This window comes from Kitasatospora sp. NPDC056783 (assembly GCF_042789895.1).
In the GTDB taxonomy this organism is placed as follows: Bacteria; Actinomycetota; Actinomycetes; order Streptomycetales; family Streptomycetaceae; genus Kitasatospora.
Genome location: NZ_JBHUAF010000045.1, coordinates 1 through 20,368, shown reverse-complemented (window position 1 = coordinate 20,368; position 20,368 = coordinate 1). Strand labels below are relative to the sequence as shown.

The window sequence follows — 20,368 nt, the reverse complement described above, 5'->3', positions numbered from 1 at the left end:
AGACACGCGAGACGCGAGAAGAGATTCACACCATGGCGAACTTCACCGCCGCGGACGTCAAGAAGCTCCGTGAGCTCACCGGCGCCGGCATGATGGACTGCAAGAAGGCCCTGGACGAGGCCGAGGGCAACGTCGAGAAGGCCGTCGAGCTCCTGCGCATCAAGGGCCAGAAGGGCGTTGCCAAGCGCGAGGGCCGTGACGCCTCCAACGGCGCCGTCGCCGCGCTGATCGCCGAGGACAAGAAGTCCGGCGTCCTGGTCGAGCTGAACTGCGAGACCGACTTCGTCGCCAAGGGCGAGAAGTTCGTCGAGGTCGCCGACGCGATCGCCGCCCACGTCGCCAAGTCGGCCCCGGCCGACCTGGAGGCCGCCCTGGCGTCCGAGATCGAGGCCGGCAAGACCGTCCAGCAGTTCGTCGACGAGGCCAACGCGTCCCTGGGCGAGAAGATCGTCTTCCGTCGCTTCGCCCGCTTCGACGGTGACGGCTTCGTCGCGGTCTACCTGCACAAGACCAGCCCCGACCTGCCGCCGGCCGTCGGCGTCCTGGTCGAGCTGGACAAGGAGAACGCCGAGGTCGCGAAGGACGTCGCGCAGCACATTGCCGCCTTCGCCCCGAAGTACCTCTCCCGCGCGGACATCCCGGCCGAGGCCCTCGAGAACGAGCGTCGCGTCGCCGAGGCCACTGCCCGCGAGGAGGGCAAGCCGGAGGCCGCCCTGCCGAAGATCGTCGAGGGTCGCGTCACCGGCTTCGTGAAGGAGAACTCCGTCCTGGAGCAGGCCTTCGCGAAGGACAACAAGAAGACCGTCCAGAAGGTCCTCGACGAGGCCGGCGTCGCCCTCAAGGGCTTCGCGCGCTTCCGCGTCGGCGCCTGAGCCACGTTCCACCGGGTTTCCGGCCCCTCTAGGCTGGGAACCGCCCCCGCCCGCTGACCCGGGCGGGAGGAACGCCGAACGGGCTCACCCCACGCCCACCGTCAACGGGCGGGCTCGCGTCGGCACCATGAACGACGAGGAGGCCATTGCCGTGCAGGACACCGAACCGGTTCCCGCGGCAGTGGCCTCCTCGCGTGTACGCGCAGGCGGGGATTCCGCAAACCCGCGCCTGTGACCAGTAGGTGCAAAAAGGAGAAGTCCATGCAGGAGACGCAGGAGACCGCGCAGGACCCCAAGGCCGGCTCGCGCCGCCGGGTGCTGCTCAAGCTGTCCGGTGAAGCCTTCGCCGGTGGCGGCGGGCTCGGCGTCGACCCGGATGTCGTGCACGCGATCGCCCGAGAGATCGCCACGGTCGTCCGCGCCGGTACCGAGGTCGCGGTGGTCATCGGCGGCGGCAACTTCTTCCGGGGGGCCGAGCTGCAGGTCCGCGGCATGGACCGGGCCCGCTCCGACTACATGGGCATGCTCGGCACCGTCATGAACTGCCTCGCGCTCCAGGACTTCCTGGTCAAGGAGGGCATCGAGACCCGGGTCCAGACCGCCATCACCATGGGTCAGGTCGCCGAGCCGTACCTGCCGCTGCGGGCCGTCCGGCACCTGGAGAAGGGCCGCGTGGTGATCTTCGGCGCCGGTATGGGCATGCCGTACTTCTCCACCGACACGACGGCCGTCCAGCGCGCCCTGGAGATCCACGCCGACGTCCTGCTGATGGGCAAGAACGGCGTGGACGGCGTCTACGACTCCGACCCGCGCACCAACCCGGACGCGGTCAAGTTCGACGCCCTGGAGTACTCCGAGGTCATCGCCCGCGACCTCAAGGTGGCCGACCTCACCGCGATCACGCTGTGCAAGGACAACAACCTTCCGATGCTGGTCTTCGAACTGCTGGCGGAGGGCAATATCGCACGTGCGGTGAAGAGTGAGAAGATCGGCACACTCATCAGCCAGGATTCTGTCCGGGCCTGAGCAGCAACCAGCCGTACCGGACGGCGCCGACGCCGTGACCGGCCACCGCGCCGGGACCGGTCGGAACAACAGCAGATGAACCGGACAGGGAGACCACAGTGATCGAAGAGACCCTCCTCGAGGCCGAGGAGAAGATGGAGAAGGCCGTCAGCGTCGCCAAGGACGACCTCGCGGCCATCCGCACCGGCCGTGCGCACCCGGCGATGTTCGCCAAGATCGTCGCGGAGTACTACGGCGCCGTCACGCCGATCAACCAGCTGGCCTCGTTCTCGGTGCCGGAGCCGCGGATGGCGGTCGTCTCGCCGTTCGACAAGACCGCGCTGAAGGCCATCGAGCAGGCGATCCGCGACTCCGACCTGGGCGTCAACCCGTCCAACGACGGCTCGATCATCCGCGTGGTGCTGCCCGAGCTGACCGAGGAGCGCCGCCGGGAGTTCATCAAGATCGCCCGCACCAAGGGCGAGGACGCCAAGGTCTCGATCCGTTCGGTCCGCCGCAAGGCCAAGGACGCCATCGACAAGCTGGTCAAGGACGGCGAGGTCGGCGAGGACGACGGCCGACGCGGCGAGAAGGAGCTCGACGACACCACGGCCAAGTACGTGGCGCAGGTCGACGAGCTGCTGAAGCACAAGGAAGCCGAGCTGCTCGAGGTCTGATGAACGACGCCCCTGACGCCCCCGGCTACTGGGGCCCGTCCGACCAGCAGTTCCAGCCCTACCGCCCGGCGCCGCAGCCGCAGGCCGCCCGTACCCCGGCGCATCCGGTGCCGGGGTACGGAGAGCAGCAGGCCCAGGGACACCCCGGTCACTCGGGCGGCCAGGCCATGCCCCCGGGCACGCCGGGCATGCCGGGCGTCTTCCCGGAGGTGTCGGGCCTCCGTTCGGATCATTCGCAGCAGCCTCCGGTGTACTGGGGCGGTGACGCGGAGGAGACTCAGGTCATGCCTCCCGTCCCGGCCGACCCAGGCCCGCCGCCCGGCTCGCCCGACCCCGGTCGGGCGGACACCCGGGGCCGACGGCGCGCGACCCCCGGCCGGCCCGCCACCGGCGGACCGGCCGACCCCGCCGAGGGCCAGGCCAGGGAGTCCGGTCGGCTGAGCGGCCCGTTGTTCCGGGACGAGCAGTCCCAACCGGCGCCGCCGGGCGTGACGGAGACCGTCGTGCTGCGCGCGATATCCGACGACGCCACCCCCGCCCCCGGTCACGGCGCCATGCCGCACCCGGGGGCACCGGTGCATCCCGCGCCGCCGGCGAACCACCTGACGGCCGGGCAGCCCCACTTCGTGCCGTCGTCCCACCCAGGGCAGGAGACACCCGTGGCCGCCCAGCCCGCCCCGCAGCCGCAGCCGCGCAAGCAGCGCGGTGGCCGTAACCTCCAGGCCGCCATAGGCGTGGGCGTCGGCCTCGGCGCGGTGATCATCGCCTCGCTGTTCGTGGTGAAGGCGCTGTTCCTGGTCGTCGTGATGGCTGCGGTCGCTGTCGGCGTCTGGGAGCTGACCAGCCGGCTCGCCGAGCGCAAGCAGATCAAGGCGCCGCTGGTCCCGCTGGTGGTGGGCGGCACCGCGATGGTGGCCACCGGCTACTGGGCCGGCGTCCAGTGGGCCGCGGCCTCGCTCGCGCTGACCGGCCTGGCGGTGATGGTCTGGCGGATGGCCGAGCCTCCGGAGGACTATCTGCGGGACATAACGGCGGGTGTGTTCACCGCCTTCTACGTGCCGTTCCTGGCCACCTTCGTGGCGATGATGCTGGCGGCCGACGACGGCCCCCAGCGGATCGTGCTCTTCCTGATCGTGACGATCTGCAGCGACACCGGCGCCTACGCGGTGGGCTACAAGTTCGGGAAGACCAAGCTGGCCCCGACGATCAGCCCGGGCAAGACCCGCGAGGGCCTGGCCGGCGGCATCGCGCTCTCGATGCTGGCGGGCGCGCTGCTGATGGAACTGATCATCGACGGCGGCAGCTGGTGGCAGGGCCTGATCCTGGGCGGCTGCGCGGCGGTCACCGCGACCCTGGGCGACCTGGGCGAGTCGATGATCAAGCGCGATCTCGGGATCAAGGACATGGGCACGCTGCTGCCCGGCCACGGCGGCATCATGGACCGGCTGGACTCGCTGCTGCCGACCGCCCCGGTGGTCTGGCTGCTGCTGGCGGCCTTCGTCGGCAGCTGACCCGCACGCACCAGACAGGGCCCCGGACGCCAGGCGTCCGGGGCCCTGTCCCGTACCGTTCCCGGGTCCGACGGCGATTCGCGGCAATTCAGAAGTGAATAGGCCCCCCGCCGGGCCTCGAAATCGATCACCTGATTCGAGCGGAACAAGCGATCGCGATCCCCGTGGGGCCACGGCCGGGAAGCGGTGGGGCATTTGCCCGGTAAGGACCCGGCGACGTGCCAGGCGCTTACGTCAATTCCCGGCGAACCCAGGACGTCATGAGGCGGGAACCGGCACGGGCCGCAGACCTGCGGAAACCCGCTGGTAGAAAGAGCCCGGACCCAAATGGACGCCTGATCGTTACTGGAACTCAACAAAATGTTCTCACGGTCGCATACGATCTCCCGCAGCGCACCGGGTCTCGCACCGTGGCGGTGCGGCTCTGCGGCGAGGGAAAGTCGGCGGAATCGGACTTTCGAACGCAACGCGCTTCCTTTCCCTCATTCCTCGGTTTTCCCCCACCCCCACTTGGAGTTCCCGTGCCCGTCCGCCCGGCCCGTCTCGCCACCGCGATGCGCCCGCTCGCCGCATTGGCGCGCCGTCGTCGGCCCTTCGGGGGGCGGAACGGCCGGCGCAAGGGCGCACCGGAGGTCGTGGAGGTGCCGCTGACCCCGATCGAGCAGCTGACCCTGGCGCGTTCCGCCCGCGAGGAGGAGCTGATCGCGGCCCTCACCGAGGTGACCCGCTGCGGTGACGTCCTGGCGGAGCCGCACCGCAAGCTCCTGCCGGGGCAACGCCGGGACGGCAATCTGGCCGAGGTGGCCGAGGTGCTGGACGCGGCGGGCCTCGCGCACGGCATCGTGCCCGACCGGCACCCGCGCCACCGGCTCGCGATAGCCCCCGGTGACCGGGCGGCCGTGCTGGAGGCGCTGTCCGCCACGTTCACCGGACAGGCCGTGTACGCGGACCTGCTGGAGCACGGGCGCACCCTCGGCACCGTCCTCGCCGAGCAGCTGCCCGCCGCGGTCGCCCTGATGGAGGTCCCCGAGATCACCCCGGACGGCGAATCGGACGGCGAATCGGCCGACGGGGCGGGGGAGGACACCGCACCGGAGCAGGGGGACGCACCGGACGGGGGCGGCTCCCCGGAGGAGGAGCCCTGGCCCGCGGACCGGGTCAAGGGCGTACGGATCTACCGGCCCGCGGCGATCGGCGCCCTGCTGTACGGCGCGGAGACCGGCTGCGACATCGAGTTCTGGGACTCCGCCGCCCCGTCCCCGGGTGCGATCGCCTCGATCGACGAGACCCCGCTCGGCTGGTGGGTGCCCTCGCTGGAGGCCACGGCCACGAAGACCGTCGACGGTCGGGCCTACCCGCTGCTCGACGTCTTCGCCACCGACCTGCCGGACCAGGTCACGTTCCCCGTCGACGCCGTGATCACCTGGGTCGACGACGCCGACCCGGCCTGGCAGGAGCGCCGGGCCGCAGCCCGGGACCGGCTCGCCCACACCGCGGCCCCGATCGCCGCGGAGGACGGCGTCGCCGCCAGCGGCATCGCGGGGGACGCCGACCAGCGCTTCCGCAACCGCGACGAGCTCCGGTACTGCCTGCGCGCGCTCGCCGCCCACGCGCCCTGGATCCGCCACGTGCACCTGGTCACCGACGACCAGGTGCCGCACTGGCTGGACACCGAGGTTCCGGGCCTGACCGTCGTCCCGCACCGCGACCTGTTCGCCGAGGCCGGCGTCGGACCGGTGTTCAACTCCCACGCCATCGAGAGCCGGCTGCACCTGATCTCCGGACTCGCGGAGCACTTCCTCTACCTGAACGACGACGTCTTCCTCGGCCGCACCCTGGTGCCGGAGGACTTCTTCCTGGGCAACGGCCTGCCCCGCTACTTCCCCGACGGCCGGGTCATCCCGCCCGGCGCCGCCGTGGCCGACGACTCGGTCTACGTCGCCGCGCTGAAGAACACCCGGGCGACGCTGGCCGCCGCCGTCGGCAAGACCTACCCCCGCACGCTCAAGCACACCCCGCACCCGCTGCGGCGCAGTGTGCTGGCCGAGAGCGCGGAGAAGTTCGCGGACGAGCTGAGGGACACGGTCGGATCGGCCTTCCGGGCCGCCACCGACCTGGCGCCGGTCACCCTGGCCGTCCACTACGCCCACGCGACCGCCCGGTCCGTGGAGGGGCAGCTCTCCGACGGCTACTTCGTCACCGACAGCACCGAGGACCTGGCCCGGCTCGCGGAACTGCGGGAGGAGCGCTGGGCGGACTGCTTCTGCCTCGCCGACGGCACCCAGGACCAGCTGTCCCCGCAGGAGCAGGAGGCGGCCGTCACCGGATTCCTGCGGGCCTACTTCCCTGTTCCGTCGCCCTTCGAGAGCGCCGAGTCCATCGCGGCCGAAGAGGCCGCCGAGGCGGCGGCCGCAGCCGCCGCGATGGCTGCGGAGCCCGCGGAGTCGGCGGAGGCGGGGGAGACTGCGGCGGCCGGCCCGGCCGCCCCGGCCGCCCCGGAGGCCCCGGAGGCCCACGGATCCGCCGCCGCCGAAGGGGAGTGAGCGGCCCACCCCGCTCGCCGGACCACCGTCCGCGGCCGCCCGCGTCCCGTGCACGGTCGGCGGTGTCAATCCCGCGCTGACTAGGTGTGATAATCCTTCAAACGCGCTCGGGGGACGGGTGCGGGCGGGGTGGACGAAGGGGCGGGTGCGGGGTGGGGCGGGTGACGACCGCCGTGGCGGCGTTGGCCTTGACGCTGTCGCAGACGTGGGTGGGCCCGGTGGCGCTGGCGACGGGGGTGAACCCGCTGTCGGCACTGAGAGCCGGGCCGAAGTCCCCGCCACCACTGTCCGCGCGGGCGGCCGTCCGGCCCGCGGCCGTCGTCCAGATCGTCGCCCACCAGGACGACGACCTGCTGTTCATGAACCCGGACCTGTCCAACAGCATCCGGGCGGGCCTGAAGGTGACCACCGTCTACGTGACCGGCGGCGCCGCCGGCACCGGGGCGGCCTACTCCGCCCACCGGCAGGACGGCGCCCGGCTCGCCTACGCCCGCATGGCCGGCCAGGCGGCCGGCACCGGGGCCGGCGAGTGCGCCGACGACCCCGGCCCGGCCTGCTGGGACCGGGAGAACTACCGCCCCGCCCCGGACGGCCCGGTCGCCGAGCGGTTCACCCTCAAGACGAACCGCTCGATCCGGCTGGTCTTCCTCGACCTCCCCGAGTACGCCGACTCGGCCTACCTCGGCGGCAACGCCCTGCGCCGGCTGTGGGAGACCCGGAACACCGCCACACCCGCCCAGACCGTGACGCTGGACATGGACGGCCCCGGCACCGTCTGGCCGCAGGCCTACGACGGCAGGCGGCTCCTCGGTATGCTGCGCGCCGTGCTCGCGGACCAGGGCCCCACCCTGATCAGGCTGCAGGACCCGGCACCGGACCCGATGCTCTGGTCCTCCCACGCGGAGCACGACCACCCGGACCACATCTCCACCGCGTGGTTCGCGGACGCGGCCGTCGACGCCTACACGGCGACCGGGCGCCGGGCCCTGGTCGAGCACTACCGCGACTACAACACCTGGTCCTCGCCGGCCGCCCTCTCCACCGCGGAGACCGCCGACAAGCAGGCCACCTTCGGGCGGTACGCCGGGCGGGACGTCCGGCTGCCCACCGGAGCCGCCTTCGCCGAGAGCGCGTACTCGTCCTGGCTGTCCCGGCAGTACCTGCGCCACCCCCGGTCCAGCCAGGTGGTGGCCGCCGACCGGGCCGGTCTGCTGCACGCCTTCGCGGTGGAGAGCGGGTCGCTGCTCGAATGGGCCGAGGACCAGGACAAGGTGTGGCACGGCCCGGTCGCGCACGGCGGCCCGGGCGGACCGCTGGCGGACGGCGTGACGGTGACCCGGCGTCGGGACGGCGGGCTCGTGGTCCTCGGGCAGCGCGCCGACACCGGTGAGACCGTCTCCCGCGCCCAGGATCCGGCCGGCGGTTGGGCCTGGTCCGGCTTGGGCAGCCCCGACCCCGTCGCCCCGGCGGAGGCCTCCAAGCTGGACAATCCGGCGCTCCAGGTGAGCCTGCCCGCCGTCGCCGCCGACGGCGAGGGTCGGCTGCACCTGTTCGTCCGCAACCGCCGCGGCGGCATCAGCGGCAAGGCGCAGACCGGGCCCGACGGGCCGTGGGGGGAGTGGACCGACCTCGGGGGCGCGGGCGTGCAGGACGCGCCCTCGGCCGCCACCGGCCCGGACGGCCGGATCGAGGTGTTCGCCGTCACCGCGTCGGCGAACACCCGCCCGACCGTCCTGCACTGGTCCCAGCCCACGCCCGCCGCGCCCCTGGTGCCGGACCCCGGTTTCCCGGCCGTCGCCCCGGTCGGCGACGTCGGCGTGGGCAGCGATCCCGACGGCCGCCTGGTGCTGTTCTACCGGCAGCTCTCGGGCGATCCGGTGCCCGGTTCGGCCACCCGCTCGTACACGATGCGCCTCGTCCAGAGCGAGCCCGGCGGCCCGTGGACACCGGAGGCGGCCCCAGTGGGCGGCGGCCCCGACCACGGCGGCAGCGGCGAGCCGGCCGTGGCGCCGGGTGGCGGCTCCTCCCCGCACCGGATGGTGGTGGCCGTCCGCAACCGGGACGGTGGCATCAGCGTCAACCGCCAGGGCGCCGACGGGCAGTTCGGCGACTGGAACGACCTGGACGGCTTCGTCGTGGGGTCGCCCGCCGTCGGGGTCGACCGCGACGGCCTGACGGACCTGGTGGCGCTCGGTCCGGACGGCCGGCTGCGCCAGAGCCGGCAGCGGCCGGACGGCTCGTTCGGCGGCTGGAGCATCGTCGCGGGGCCCTGACCTCCGGCTCCCCGAGGCCGCCCGGCGCCCGCGCCCGCCCACGCGGGCCGGGCGGACTTCCGGCGTCTGCGACACTTGAGGAACCATGCCTAAGCCCGGAGAACATTGACCGGCAAGACGCCGAAGGGCCTCCCACCAGCGGGTTTTCCGCCAGCGGGAGGCCCTTCGGCGTGTGCCGGGCCGTCTCTGGGCCGTCAGATCGTCGGTTCGCCCGGCAGGAACAGCCGGTCGACGGCCTTCCGTGCCCGATCCTGACTGTTCGGCATCAGGTGGGCGTAGACCCGGAGCGTCAGGGCCGGGTCGGCGTGGCCGAGGTAGTCGCTGACGGCCCGGATGCTCTCCCCGGCGTCCAGGAGCACCGACGCGTAGAAATGCCGTAGGGCGTGCATGCCGTGCTCGCGCGCCGAGGCGTAGGGCTCGCCAGGACCCGGCACCGCGATAAGGCCAGCCGCCGCGATGGCGGGCTTCCACTCCTGAACGTTGAAGTTGCTCCGCCAGACCGGCCCGTCAGCGGTGTTGCTGAACAGGAGACGGAAGGTGACCTTCGGACCGTCCGGGGTCTTCCACGGGAGTGTGATCGGTACGGGCTTGCACGAGTCCATGTGGGCGCGGACGGCGGCAGCCACGGAGCTGGGGAGCGGCACGTCACGCTCCTTGTTGCACTTCGGGGGAGCGAACACCGCCTTCCCCCGGATCTGCTTGACCTGGCGGAGCACCCGTACGGCGCCGGTCTCGAAGTCGAGTGCGTCATCCTCCGCCAGGCCGACGATCTCACCCTGACGCAGCCCGCACCCGGCGCCCAGGTCGGCCATTGCCCGGTATCGCTCCGGTAGCGCGCCGCGTACCGCGAACACCTGCTCTGGGAGCCAGGGCACGATGCGTCGGGCCTCGGCAGCCGGAGGACGAACCGACGCGGCGCCGCACGGGTTGCGATTCAGCAGTCCGTCGTCCACGGCGGCCGACAGGACCGCCCGCACGTCGGAGTAGATGTTCCGGGCGTACCCGCCCGAGATCGGACTGTCCTCCAGCCCCTTCACCAGCTCCTGAATGTGGGACGGCCGGAACGAGTCGAGCGGCCGCCGGCCGATCCGGGGGAACGCGTGCAGCCGCAGCCTGGTCTCCACCAGAACCTGACTGGCCGGGTCCGTGGTTTGGGCCTTGAGCCACCGTTCCGCGAACTGCTGGAACGTCGTCCGTGACGCCTTCGGGTCGAGGTACTGGCCGCGCGACATGTCGGCCTCGATTCCGGTCAGCCACTCTTCCGCCTGTCGCTTCTGGCGGTCGGGGAAGCTCTTGCTCTTCTCGGTGCCGTCCGGGCCGACGTAGCGGGCCCGGTACCGCTTGCCGGTGCCGTAGCGGTCGGTGCGGACGCGCCGCGGCTTGCCGTCGGGGCCGGGTTCGGTCTTGTACCAGCGGTCCTGGATGTGTCCGGCCATGGGGCCGCTCCTTGAAGTGGTGGTGGCTTCGGTGTTGTCGGGTTGTTGTGGTTGTTGTTGTTGCTCTGACCTGCGACAACAACGGGGGCGGGGTGTTGGGAGGGCGCTGGGGGAGGGGCCGGGTGGGCCCCGCCGGGGCGGTGTTGAGGGTGACCTCAGGAAGGGAGCGCCCGGGGCCACGGCGGGGCGGTTGTGCCGGCGGCTGTTGGGGGGCGGGCTTCGCGCCCTCCAGTGCGGGGGTGGGTGGAGGCCCTGCGGGTGGGCCTCTTCCGGGTGCCTGTTGGCCCTCGGAGAGGGGCCGCGTTCGGTTGTGGGTCAGGCGGCCTGTTGGGTCTGGTCGGTGACCCACTGGGCGACGGCGTCGGGGTGGTAGCGGAGGTGCCGGCCGACGCGGAAGGCGGGCGGGCCGGTGCGCTTGCGGCGCCACTGGTAGACGGTCTCCAGCGGGACGCCGAACATCGCGGCGATGTCTTCGGGGGTGAGGAAGCGGGCGGGCAGTGGCACGACAGTGGGCGGGGTGTCGGCCGGTTCGCGGCGGTTGGCCAAGGTGTGCCTCCAGGGCGGTTGGGGCTGTTGTCCGCCTGTCGCCTCGCCTGTCGCCTGTCACCTGTCTGTCGCCTGTAAGGCGCAGGTCAGGGGGGTGTTTCGGGGCTGTGGGGCCCGTTTCGGGGTGGAGACGACAGACGACAGGCGACAGGCGACAGGTGGGCTGGGCGGCGGCGGCCGGGCGGTGGCCTGTGGTCTGTCAGCGGGGGTGTCAGGAGTGGGTGTCAGGGGCCCTGACAGTCGCGTTTGCCTAGGGGTTTGGGTGTCAGGGGCTGTCAGGTGTCAGGGGGTGTCAGGCCCGGTGCCGGGGTGGGGCGAGGTGGCGTTGGTTCGTGATCGTCTTCCCCTTCCGGGGGTGTCGGCCGGAGCGGGGTAGAGCGGTAGGTAGGGGCCGGTAGGTAGGGCGGTAGGTAGGGGCTGACCTGCGGTTCCTACCGCCCTACCGGCTCCCGGGAGGGGTGCCGGGAGAGGGCGGGGGAGGGGCTGGGAGGGGACCGTTCGGGCTCCTGTTTCGGGAGGGCGCGGACGGGGTCTGGCAGGGGCCTGTCTGCTGGCCTCGGAAGCGGTGGGTGCGGGGCCGCGAGCGGGGTCGGACGGGGCCGGTCGAGGAAGGCGATGGGGGTGGTGCCTTCCTTCCCGTCTTCGGCCCGGCGGGGGAGTTTGTCGCGGGGCCTCCGAGTGGGCGGGGCGGTGCGCGTGGCGACCCCCTCTCGGGTGGTCGCTCTTCGGCGTTGTTGGCGTTGGTGTTGGCGTTGGTGTTGGTGCTTTGACCTGCGCCAACAACGGGGGCGGGGTGCTCTCGGCAGGGGAGGGGAGTGGCGGTGTCCTGGTGGTGGACGCCGGGCCCGCTCCCGTCCGGCATGCGCCCGGGTGGTGACGACGGTCGGGGCGGGGTGGGGCCCTGGGGCCTGGTGGGGAGCGGGCCCGGGGCTCCGTGGTGGTCGGTGGGGCGGCCGGCTGGATGGTCGGTCGGGCGCGGTAAGCGGCGGGCGTGCGGGGCATCGCGGTGGTCTCCGTTCGGGGCCGGGGGCGGTCCGGAAAGGCCGGAAAGGCTGGAAAGGGTTTTGAGCTGGGGTTTTGTGTGGCGGAAAGCCGTCCGGAATGGTCCGGAAAGGGGGCTGGGAAGGCGGGCGGCAGGGGATCGCGGACCCCTTCGCGGACCATTGCGGACCACTTTCCGCCAGACGTTTTCGCTGGTCAGGTGGCCTTCCGGCCTTTTCGGTCTTTTCGGACCGCTCCTCAGTCGGGCGGGGCGTACAGGTAGACGGTCTGGTGGCGTCCGCCGGTGGAGAGCTGGGCGGCGGCGAAGCCGGGCAGCTGGCAGAGGCGGGCGGTGACGTCGGCGCGTTGGGTGGCGTTGAGCCGTTTCAGGAGCACCTGCACCTGGCTCTGCGTCATGCCGGAGGGCCCGGCGGTCTTCACCGCGTTCAGGAGCTTGTCCAGGTGCGGATCGCCTGTGCTGGCGGCGGCGGTGGGGCCGAGGATGTGGGCGGCGCTGGCGCGGGCGTACCGGACGAGGGCCCAGGCGGCGCGGAGGTGGTCTTCCCGGATGCGGTCGGTGTGGTCGAGGAGGGCGTAGACCATGGCGGCGCGTTTGGCGTAGGGGGCGGCGCGGGCGGTGAACTCCGCGATTGGCCCTTCGTCGCCTTCGTCCCCGCACAGGGCCGGGTAGACCTCCTCGCGCCACAGCTGGGCGGCCTGCTCGGTGAGGCGGACCTCGCCGATGCGGCGGGCGTCGGTGAGGACGGTCTTCCAGGCGGTGGCCAGGTTGTCGATGAGCTGGTCGGGGGCGCCTTGGCCGTCGGGGTCGAGGAGGTTGCGGTGGACGAAGACCGGCAGGAAGCGGTTGTAGGTGCCGCCGGCCATCTCGGCGTCCTGCATCTTGGCCCGCAGCTCACGCGGGGAGATGTGGCCGATGACGGCGATGTGCGGGGCGGTGGCGTGCAGGGCGTCGCGGTTCATGACGCCCAGGTCTTCGCCGTTCCAGGCCTGGCGCAGGATGCCGCTGAGGGAGGAGCCTTCCCGGCGTCCCCGGGCCATGGTGACGCCGTACTCGGACTCGATCACCCACAGGCGCTTGTCGGTGACGCCGGGGTCCTTGTCGTCGTCGCCGTCGCGGACCATCTCGATCAGGCCCTCGCCGGAGGACAGGCCGGAGCGGGTGTTGCAGGCGATGAACTCCGGCACGGCGGCCTTGAACAGCCGCTTGGCGGTGTTGGTGCCCGCACCCTTGCGGCCGGCGGCGGTGGCACCGACGGTGAGGGCCCAGATGAGGGCGGGGTGGCGGTCGTTGCCGATCCACATGAACGGCCCCGGGCCGATCGCTGCTCCCCCGGCGGACAGGAGGTTCACCAGGACACCGACCGGGTCGGCCTCGGTGGTCGGGTCGAGGTCGCGGACGGTGTCCCCGACCCAGCCGCAGAACACCTCCGGGTCCGGGACCGGGCCCGGCCGCGAGGGGCGGTCGATCCCGGGCGCCGGGTCGTACATCGGGTCCTGGTGGCTCTGTGGTCGGCCGTCGGGGGTGGTGGCGAGGTGGAGTTCGACGGGCATCAGGCGCTCTCCGCAAGCTGGGGAGTGTCGGGCAGGTCGACCTGACGGCCGGTGGGGTGGTGGTGGCGGTGCCAGCCGGGACGGCCGGGGATCGCGACCGGCGGCCAGCCCGGAGAAGCGCTCACGGCCCGTCGGGCGGCCTCGACGGCGCGGCTGCGCTGCTCGGCCAGCTCCAGCGCGGTGGGGTGGTTGGACCAGGCCCGCACCGTGCGCACCAGCTCCTTCCAGGAGGCTTCGTCCTGGGCCACCCACTCGGCGCGGGCCTGCTCGCCGAGCACCATGTCCGTGCGGAGGCTGGCGTGGATGAACTCGGGTGCGGTCTCGGCCTGTTGGCGCCAGGCTTCGGCGGCGGTGATGAGGGCGGCTTCGCGGCGCGGGTCGCCGGCCGGGAGGGCGGCGAAGGCGGGGGAGCCGTAGTCGGGGATGCCGATGGGCTGTCCCCACCGGTCGAGGACCACGGCCGGGGTGATCCGGCGGAGCGCGCCCACGAACCGGTCGGCGGCCCACCGGGCGGTGGAGCGGTGCGCGTCCCGGAGCGGCGCGGGGAGGGTGATCGGGTCGGGCAGCACCGCCGCTTCAACCTCGTCCGGGTCCGCTTCAGCGGCACGGTCGGGCGTTTCAGCGGCACCGGTGGCGGGGGTGTTCACCGGGTGCTCACCGGCGCTCACGGCGCCGTGTCCACCGCTCACGGACGGACCGGTTTCAGGTCCGCCGGTGGCCGTTTCAAGGGCGCGGGCCGGGGCTTCAGCCGCACTGGCGGGCGCTTCAGCGGCGGGGTGGACGGGGCGGTGAGCACCCGACTGGACGGTGCTCACGGCCGGGCGGGTTTCAGCTCGGCGGGCGCCGGTTTCAGCGGCGGCGGCCGGGGTTTCAGGTCGGGGTGGTGGAGGTTCCTGGGGGCGGGAGTCGGCCCCGTCATGGCTGGTCACAGCTACTCCTGCGAGGGGCGGGTAGCGCTTCCGGGAACGCGGGAACGGTCGCCGGGAACGCGGTGAGCGAGTCGGGTGGCGGTCGGGCCGTGACGCCTGGTCAGTGGGCGACCGATGTATGGGGGAACGGGGCGGGAAGCGCTTCCCGGAAGCCGGGAACGGTCGGCGGGTAGCGCCGGGAACGGTTCCGTGAGCGGCGGTGAACAGTCGGGTGTTCACCGCTTCGCGCGTGGCCCTGAAAGTCGGCCGACTGCGGTTGAAACCGGGCCAGTCGGGCGGCCGGGTGAGCGGGTGGTGAGTGCCCGTGAGCGTCGGTGGGCGCTCACCCGGGAAGGTGTCAGGCCGCGAGCGGGAGGAGGCCGACGGCCGTCTCCGGCAGGCCCAGGAGGCGGGCGATGCGCCGCAGCTGGGTGACGTCGCGGATGGTGCGCTTGCCGCGCTCCAGGAGCGAGACGTACGGCTGGCTGAAGCCGAGAAGGTCGGAGAGGTCCTGCTGGGTGAAGTGGGTGTCCGCGCGGAACCGGCGCAGGATGGCGCCCAGATCCGGGCCCGTCTCCTGGGCGGCGGGCTCCTCGGCCGGGAGCGGGGCGACGGCGGCCAGGCGCGCGGCACGGCGGTCGTCCGGGCCGACCGTCCGGCGGCGCGGGCCGCACAGCCGGTCGGGGTTGCTGCGGCTGAGCCGGGCCGAGCAGCGCGGGCACCGGCGGATCTCCACGAGCGCGTTCACGCCGCCACCGCCTTCGCGACGGCCGGGGCCACCAGGGAGAGGACCGGCGCGGCCGGGGTCGGCGGCTGCGGGGCGGTGACGCCGAACGTGCGGGTCACGGCCTCGGCCACCAGCTTGGTGTAGGCGTAGAACGGCCGGCGCGAGTGCGACAGCGCGGTGCGGGCCAGCTCCGAGTACTCCTCGATCTGGTGGGCGTCGGAGTCCACGATCGCGAAGCGCAGGGCCTCCGCCAGCTCCTCGGACTTCAGCAGGTCCGAGGCGGTGAGCGTCATCTCCGGGTGGAAGGCCAGCAGGCCCACCAGGTCGAAGAACCGCAGCGACAGCGACACCCGCACCGAGACGCGGGCCTCCCTCTCACCCGGGTCCGCCTCGCCGAACAGCGAGACGTTCTGCTTCGCCGGGCCGACCGCGAGCGATGGCTGAGTGATGAGCGGAGCGTGCATGATGGGACTCCCTTCACTGGGCGTGGGCGGCGGTCTTTCTTGGCGGATTGGGCGCCGCCCACGGGAAACCAGAGGCATCGTCTGCATTGTCCGAACAATGCTGCCTTCGAGGAAGACTCTGGCATCGGACGTGACGTGCCGTCAAGCGCATCGTCCGCATTGACTGGACAATGGGTTGGGCCGGGCGGTTTCATGGACCCATGGCAACCACGCGAGCTGGGCGACCCCCGATGTACCAGCAGATCGCAACCGTCTTCCGGCAGCGGATTGCGAGCGGAGCCCTCGTCGCGGGCGACCGCCTTCCGACTGAGGCCGAGCTGGGCGAGGAGTTCGAGGTCGGGCGGGGCACCGCGCGGCAAGCCCTCGGGATACTGGTCAACGAAGGGCTGATCGTCGCAGCCCGTCCCCGCGGCTACTTCGTTCGCGAGCGCCGGCCGATGGTTTTCCGGCCGCAGGCGGAGTTCCGGGCCCGCCCGTACTCGGAGGAGATGGACGCCTTCGCCACGGAGCACTCAGCGGACGGGCGGGAGGCCAGCCAGCGCATCGACGTGAGCATCGTGGAGCCGCCGGCCTCCGTCGCCAAGCGCCTGAACCTGGAGCCCGGACAGCTCACGGCCGTGCGGCAGCGCGTGCGTTCGTTGGACGGGGAGCCGTTCAACCTGAACGACTCCTACTTCCCGCTGAGCATCGTGCAGGATTCGGAGATCATGCGCCCTGCGGACATCGTGCGTGGCGCCAACGTGGTGCTCGCCGAGCTGGGGCACCTCCAGGTCCGTGCCCTCGATGAGCTGTACGTGAGGATGCCGACCCCGGAGGAGGCCAAGCGCCTTGAGCTGGGCGCCGGGACACCGGTGGCGGAGCACGTCCGCACCGGATACACGGCTGAGGGCCTGCCCGTCCGGGTGGCCGTTTCGATCCTGCCGGGTGACCGGCACGTGATCACCTACGAGCAGGAACGAGAGCAGCAGGATGCCGACGCTAACTGATCTGGAGATTCGCCCCGCTCGCTGGGATCAGCTCGGGGAGGTCGAGGCGCTGCTGATCGAAGCCAGCGAATGGCTCGCCTCTCAGGGCAGCGATCAGTGGCAGTTCCCGCCCCGGCGGGACCGGGTCATCAGCGCCATCGAGCGCGGGGAGTGCTTCCTGGCCTACCGGGACGGTGAGCCTGTCGCGACCCTGACCGTGGACGAGCAGGCCGACCCCGAGTTCTGGGAGCCCGAGGACGGGCCCGAGGACGCGCTGTACGTCCACCGCATGGCGGTGGCCCGCAAGGCGGCGGGCCAGGACGTGGGCGGGGAGCTGCTGAACTGGGCCGTCGACCGCGCAGCGGCTGCGGGGAAGCGGTTTCTCCGGTTGGACGCCTGGAAGACGAACCCGGGCCTCCACCGCTACTACCTCGGTCAGGGCTTCTCCCTGGTCAGGGTCGTAGACCTGTCTCACCGGCCGTCGGGTGCCCTCTTCGAGCGGGCAGTCCACGGCCGCCCCGAGGGGCGATGATCCGGGCCGTCTGTGGGCCGTCCGACGTCGGCCAACGATGACAGATGACGACCAGCGCTGAGCCCGTCTCCCCTGGCGAGGACAGGCTCAGCGTTCGGCGTCTGCGACACTTGAGGAACCATGCCTAAGCCCGGAGAACTCACGTTTGTCGCGCCGCGCGGCGCCAAGCCCCCGCGACACCTCGCCGACCTGAGCCCCGCCGAGCGCAAGGAGGCCGTCGCCGAGCTGGGCGAGCAGCCGTTCCGCGCCAAGCAGCTCTCCAACCACTACTTCGGCCGGATGTCGAACGACCCGGCGAGCTGGACGGACATTCCCTCCGCCAGCCGGGAGAAGCTCACCGAGGGCCTGTTGCCCGAGCTGATGTCGGTGGTCCGGCACGTCTCCTGCGACGACGACGCCACCCGCAAGACGCTCTGGAAGCTCTTCGACGGCACGCTCGTGGAGTCCGTGCTGATGCGCTACCCGGACCGGGTCACCATGTGCATCAGCTCCCAGGCCGGCTGCGGCATGAACTGCCCGTTCTGTGCCACCGGCCAGGCCGGGCTGACCCGCAACCTCTCCACCGCCGAGATCGTCGAGCAGATCGCCGCGGGGATGCGCGCGCTCAAGACCGGTGAGGTCCCCGGTGGCGAGGCGCGGCTGTCCAACGTGGTCTTCATGGGCATGGGCGAGCCGCTGGCCAACTACAACCGGGTGCTGGCCGCGATCCGTCGGCTGACCGACCCGGCGCCGGACGGCTTCGGCCTGTCGCAGCGCGGCATCACGGTCTCCACGGTCGGTCTCGTCCCGGCGATGCACCGGTTCGCCGACGAGGGCCTCAGCTGCCGCCTGGCGCTGTCGCTGCACGCTCCGGACGACGAGCTTCGCGACGAGCTGGTGCCGGTGAACACCCGGTGGAAGGTCGCCGAGGTGCTGGACGCGGCCTGGAACTACGCGGAGAAGTCCGGCCGCCGGGTCTCCATCGAGTACGCGCTGATCAAGGACATCAACGACCAGGCCTGGCGGGCCGACCTGCTCGGCCGGCTGATCAAGAACCGCCGGGTGCACGTCAACCTGATCCCGCTGAACCCGACGCCGGGTTCCAAGTGGACGGCCTCCCGGCCGGAGGACGAGCGCGAGTTCGTCCGCCGGCTCCAGTCGCACGGCGTGCCGACGACCGTCCGCGACACCCGGGGCCAGGAGATCGACGGCGCCTGCGGCCAGCTCGCCGCGGCGGGCTGAGCCCTCCCGGACGAAGCCGCCGCTACCGGAGGCCGGCCGCCGCCAGCGCGGCGGTCGCGCCACCGGTCAGCAGCAGTGTGCTGCCCACCGCGAGGGTGCGCAGCGCGACCGCGCCGAACAGCAGCCGGGGCGAGGTGCCGAGGCGCAGCAGCGCTTCGGTGACCTCCCGGCGGTCGGTGCGGACCTCGGCGAGCCGGGCGAGCAGCGCCGCGACGGCGCAGCCGAGCACCAGGCAGGCCTCGACCGCGGGCAGCGCGTCGGCGCTGTCGGGGGTGCCGATCCAGTAGCGGATGGTGGTGAGAACCAGGGCGACGGCGAGGGTGAGCACGGCCAGCGGCGCGCCGAGCCGGCGGGCCTGGGCGGTGAGCCCGCGCCCGGCCAGCAGCCGCAGCGGGGTGGGCCGGCCGACGGCGAGCAGCCGTCCGGCCCAGGCCAGCAGCGGTCCGGTGAGCAGGGCGAGGCCGAGCGCGCTGGCGGCCCAGCCGCCGAGGGCGGCGGTGCTGGTGGTGCCGAGGCCGGCGGGCAGGTGGACGGGGCGGCCGTCGGCCTCGGCGCCGGGCCGCAGGGCGATGAGTTCGAGGGCGGCGCCGATCACGCCCAGCCCGGTGGCCAGGGCGATCCGCCAGACGCCGAAGCCGGTCGGGGCGTGGACCCGGTGGCCGGGCAGGGCGTCGGTGACGGGCATCGCGCAGGCCGCGGCGGTGCCGGCGGTGAGCGGGACCAGGGCGAGCAGGGCGACCGGCGCGGCGGTCGGCAGTGGTACGCCCATGCCGAGGTCGGCGGCGAGCGTGGGCCCGGCGACGTCGTTGCGCAGCACCAGGAAGAGCAGCAGGGTGAGCACGCTGCCGAGGGTGCAGGCGAGTACGACCTCCCCGGCGACGAGGGTCCGGATCCGGAGCGAGCCGGCCCCGGCGGCGGTGAGGCCGGCGATCCGTTCGGGCCGCCGGGCGGGCACCGCGCGGGCGGCGACGGCCGCGAACCAGGCGACGGCGGCGAGCGGGGGCAGGCACCAGAGCAGCCGGACCAGCGGGTCGCCGCCGTCGGTCGGGTCGCTCATCGCCCGGCCGAGGGAGCGCAGCAGGAAGGCGGCGACCACGGCGGCGGCCAGTGCGGTGAGCAGCCAGCGGCCGAGGTCGGACACCCGGTAGCCCCGGGCCAGACGGAGATAGAACACGTCGACTCTTTCAGCGGCTCGGCGTCGTCAGCGGTGGGTGGCGGTGACGGTCGGCGCTCCGGCGGTCCCGGGGACGGTGGTGCCGCGCGGGACGGGGGCGGCGGGGGCGGTGAGCCGCCCGTCGACGAGGGCGACGGCGCGGTCCGCGAACCGGACGAGCTCGGGGTCGTGGGTGGCCAGGACGAGGGTGAGCTGGTGCGATCGGGCCGCGCTGGTCAGTATCCGCATGACCTGGTCGGCGGCCTCGCGGTGCAGCGGGGCGGTGGGGTCGTCGGCGAAGACCACGGGCGGCAGCGGGGCCAGGGCGCGGGCGACGGCGACCCGTTGGCGCCTGCTCTGGACCAGCCGTTCGGGGCGCAGCCGGGCGCAGTCGCCGACGTCGAGGCGCTCCAGCCACTCGTCGGCGGCGGTGTAGGCGGCCTTGTTGCCGGCTCCGGCGAGCAGCAGCGGCAGGGCGACGTTCTCCCGGGCGGTCAGTTCGGGCACCAGGTGAGGCTCGGACCCGACGAAGCCGAAGCGGTCGCGGCGCAGCCGTTCGCGGCCGGCCCGGGCGAGGGTGTGCACGGGGGAGCTGTTGAACCAGACCTCGCCCTCGTCGACCGGGAGTTGCGCGGAGAGGCAGCCGAGCAGGGTGCTCTTGCCGGAGCCGCGTGGGCCGGTGACGGCGAGCACCTCGCCGTCGCGGACGCCGATCGAGATGCCGCGCAGGGCGGGGGTGCCGTCATGGGACTTGACGATCCCTCGGGCCCAGAGCACGTCGTTGTCAGGCGGTGCCGCTGACATGAGGATCCATCCTGGGTGGCCGCAGGGATATGACAGTCGTCAGATTAGAACGACCGGGGCTGGTCGCGGTTGCGGCGCACTGGTCCATCACGGGCAAATCACCCGCATTCAGGCATGTTTGGTCGTACGACTGTGATGTTGAGCGGACCGGGAGACGCCGAAGGGCGGCCCCGCGGGG

At 72.7% G+C, this 20,368-nt stretch carries 17 protein-coding genes; 9 read left to right on the top strand and 8 right to left on the bottom strand.

The window, feature by feature from the left end:
- The first annotated feature begins 32 nt into the window (after positions 1 to 32).
- The 6 genes from tsf (at position 33) to ACFRMQ_RS10065 (ending at position 8,881) form a co-directional block, all read left to right on the top strand.
- Positions 33 to 872, top strand: a complete 840-nt coding sequence (gene tsf / locus ACFRMQ_RS10090) for a translation elongation factor Ts (protein ID WP_380728926.1) — start codon at positions 33 to 35, stop codon at positions 870 to 872.
- 261 nt (positions 873 to 1,133) lie between these two features.
- Positions 1,134 to 1,898 (top strand): UMP kinase, encoded by a 765-nt coding sequence (gene pyrH / locus ACFRMQ_RS10085; protein ID WP_030056790.1) that lies wholly within the window; start codon positions 1,134 to 1,136, stop codon positions 1,896 to 1,898.
- Between the two features lie 98 nt (positions 1,899 to 1,996).
- Complete coding sequence (gene frr, locus ACFRMQ_RS10080; protein ID WP_380728924.1) at positions 1,997 to 2,554, top strand: ribosome recycling factor; 558 nt, start codon at positions 1,997 to 1,999, stop codon at positions 2,552 to 2,554.
- Between the two features lie 284 nt (positions 2,555 to 2,838).
- On the top strand, positions 2,839 to 4,065 hold the full coding sequence (locus tag ACFRMQ_RS10075) for a phosphatidate cytidylyltransferase (protein WP_380728952.1): 1,227 nt from the start codon (positions 2,839 to 2,841) through the stop codon (positions 4,063 to 4,065).
- A gap of 521 nt (positions 4,066 to 4,586) precedes the next feature.
- The gene (locus tag ACFRMQ_RS10070) at positions 4,587 to 6,608 is read left to right on the top strand and encodes a stealth conserved region 3 domain-containing protein (protein WP_380728922.1); all 2,022 of its coding nucleotides are present in this window, start codon (positions 4,587 to 4,589) and stop codon (positions 6,606 to 6,608) included.
- A gap of 161 nt (positions 6,609 to 6,769) precedes the next feature.
- Entirely contained in the window at positions 6,770 to 8,881 is a 2,112-nt protein-coding gene (locus ACFRMQ_RS10065) for a PIG-L family deacetylase (protein ID WP_380728920.1), read from the top strand.
- A 194-nt stretch (positions 8,882 to 9,075) separates the two neighbouring features.
- On the opposite strand, the gene ACFRMQ_RS10060 is transcribed toward ACFRMQ_RS10065, so the two are convergent.
- The 6 genes from ACFRMQ_RS10060 to ACFRMQ_RS10035 all read right to left on the bottom strand — a co-directional run bounded on the left by ACFRMQ_RS10060 (position 9,076) and on the right by ACFRMQ_RS10035 (position 15,515).
- Positions 9,076 to 10,317, bottom strand: a complete 1,242-nt coding sequence (locus tag ACFRMQ_RS10060; protein ID WP_380728918.1) for a tyrosine-type recombinase/integrase — start codon at positions 10,315 to 10,317, stop codon at positions 9,076 to 9,078.
- 315 nt (positions 10,318 to 10,632) lie between these two features.
- On the bottom strand, positions 10,633 to 10,863 hold the full coding sequence (locus tag ACFRMQ_RS10055) for a helix-turn-helix domain-containing protein (protein WP_380728916.1): 231 nt from the start codon (positions 10,861 to 10,863) through the stop codon (positions 10,633 to 10,635).
- A 1,239-nt stretch (positions 10,864 to 12,102) separates the two neighbouring features.
- On the bottom strand, positions 12,103 to 13,416 hold the full coding sequence (locus ACFRMQ_RS10050; protein ID WP_380728914.1) for a DUF3987 domain-containing protein: 1,314 nt from the start codon (positions 13,414 to 13,416) through the stop codon (positions 12,103 to 12,105).
- Positions 13,416 to 14,084 (bottom strand): hypothetical protein, encoded by a 669-nt coding sequence (locus ACFRMQ_RS10045; protein WP_380728912.1) that lies wholly within the window; start codon positions 14,082 to 14,084, stop codon positions 13,416 to 13,418. Before ACFRMQ_RS10045 ends, ACFRMQ_RS10050 begins: the two co-directional genes overlap by 1 nt.
- Positions 14,085 to 14,682: 598 nt before the next feature.
- Positions 14,683 to 15,072 carry a helix-turn-helix domain-containing protein gene (locus tag ACFRMQ_RS10040; protein WP_380728910.1) on the bottom strand — a complete coding sequence of 130 codons (390 nt, stop codon included), beginning with the start codon at positions 15,070 to 15,072 and terminating at the stop codon, positions 14,683 to 14,685.
- Entirely contained in the window at positions 15,069 to 15,515 is a 447-nt protein-coding gene (locus tag ACFRMQ_RS10035; protein ID WP_380728907.1) for a hypothetical protein, read from the bottom strand. The genes ACFRMQ_RS10040 and ACFRMQ_RS10035 overlap by 4 nt, the downstream gene beginning before the upstream one ends.
- Before the next feature lie 230 nt (positions 15,516 to 15,745).
- On the opposite strand from ACFRMQ_RS10035, the gene ACFRMQ_RS10030 reads away from it, so the two are divergent.
- From ACFRMQ_RS10030 to rlmN, 3 genes are all read left to right on the top strand, one after another.
- Positions 15,746 to 16,501, top strand: a complete 756-nt coding sequence (locus ACFRMQ_RS10030; protein WP_380728904.1) for a GntR family transcriptional regulator — start codon at positions 15,746 to 15,748, stop codon at positions 16,499 to 16,501.
- Positions 16,485 to 17,012 carry a GNAT family N-acetyltransferase gene (locus tag ACFRMQ_RS10025; protein WP_380728901.1) on the top strand — a complete coding sequence of 176 codons (528 nt, stop codon included), beginning with the start codon at positions 16,485 to 16,487 and terminating at the stop codon, positions 17,010 to 17,012. The genes ACFRMQ_RS10030 and ACFRMQ_RS10025 overlap by 17 nt, the downstream gene beginning before the upstream one ends.
- Positions 17,013 to 17,132: 120 nt before the next feature.
- Positions 17,133 to 18,233, top strand: a complete 1,101-nt coding sequence (gene rlmN, locus ACFRMQ_RS10020; protein WP_380728899.1) for a 23S rRNA (adenine(2503)-C(2))-methyltransferase RlmN — start codon at positions 17,133 to 17,135, stop codon at positions 18,231 to 18,233.
- Positions 18,234 to 18,255: 22 nt separating this feature from the next.
- Here rlmN and ACFRMQ_RS10015 read toward each other — a convergent pair whose 3' ends face one another.
- Positions 18,256 to 19,407 carry a hypothetical protein gene (locus ACFRMQ_RS10015; protein ID WP_380728897.1) on the bottom strand — a complete coding sequence of 384 codons (1,152 nt, stop codon included), beginning with the start codon at positions 19,405 to 19,407 and terminating at the stop codon, positions 18,256 to 18,258.
- 27 nt (positions 19,408 to 19,434) lie between these two features.
- On the bottom strand, positions 19,435 to 20,190 hold the full coding sequence (locus tag ACFRMQ_RS10010; RefSeq protein WP_380728895.1) for an ABC transporter ATP-binding protein: 756 nt from the start codon (positions 20,188 to 20,190) through the stop codon (positions 19,435 to 19,437).
- Between the last annotated feature and the right edge of the window lie 178 nt (positions 20,191 to 20,368).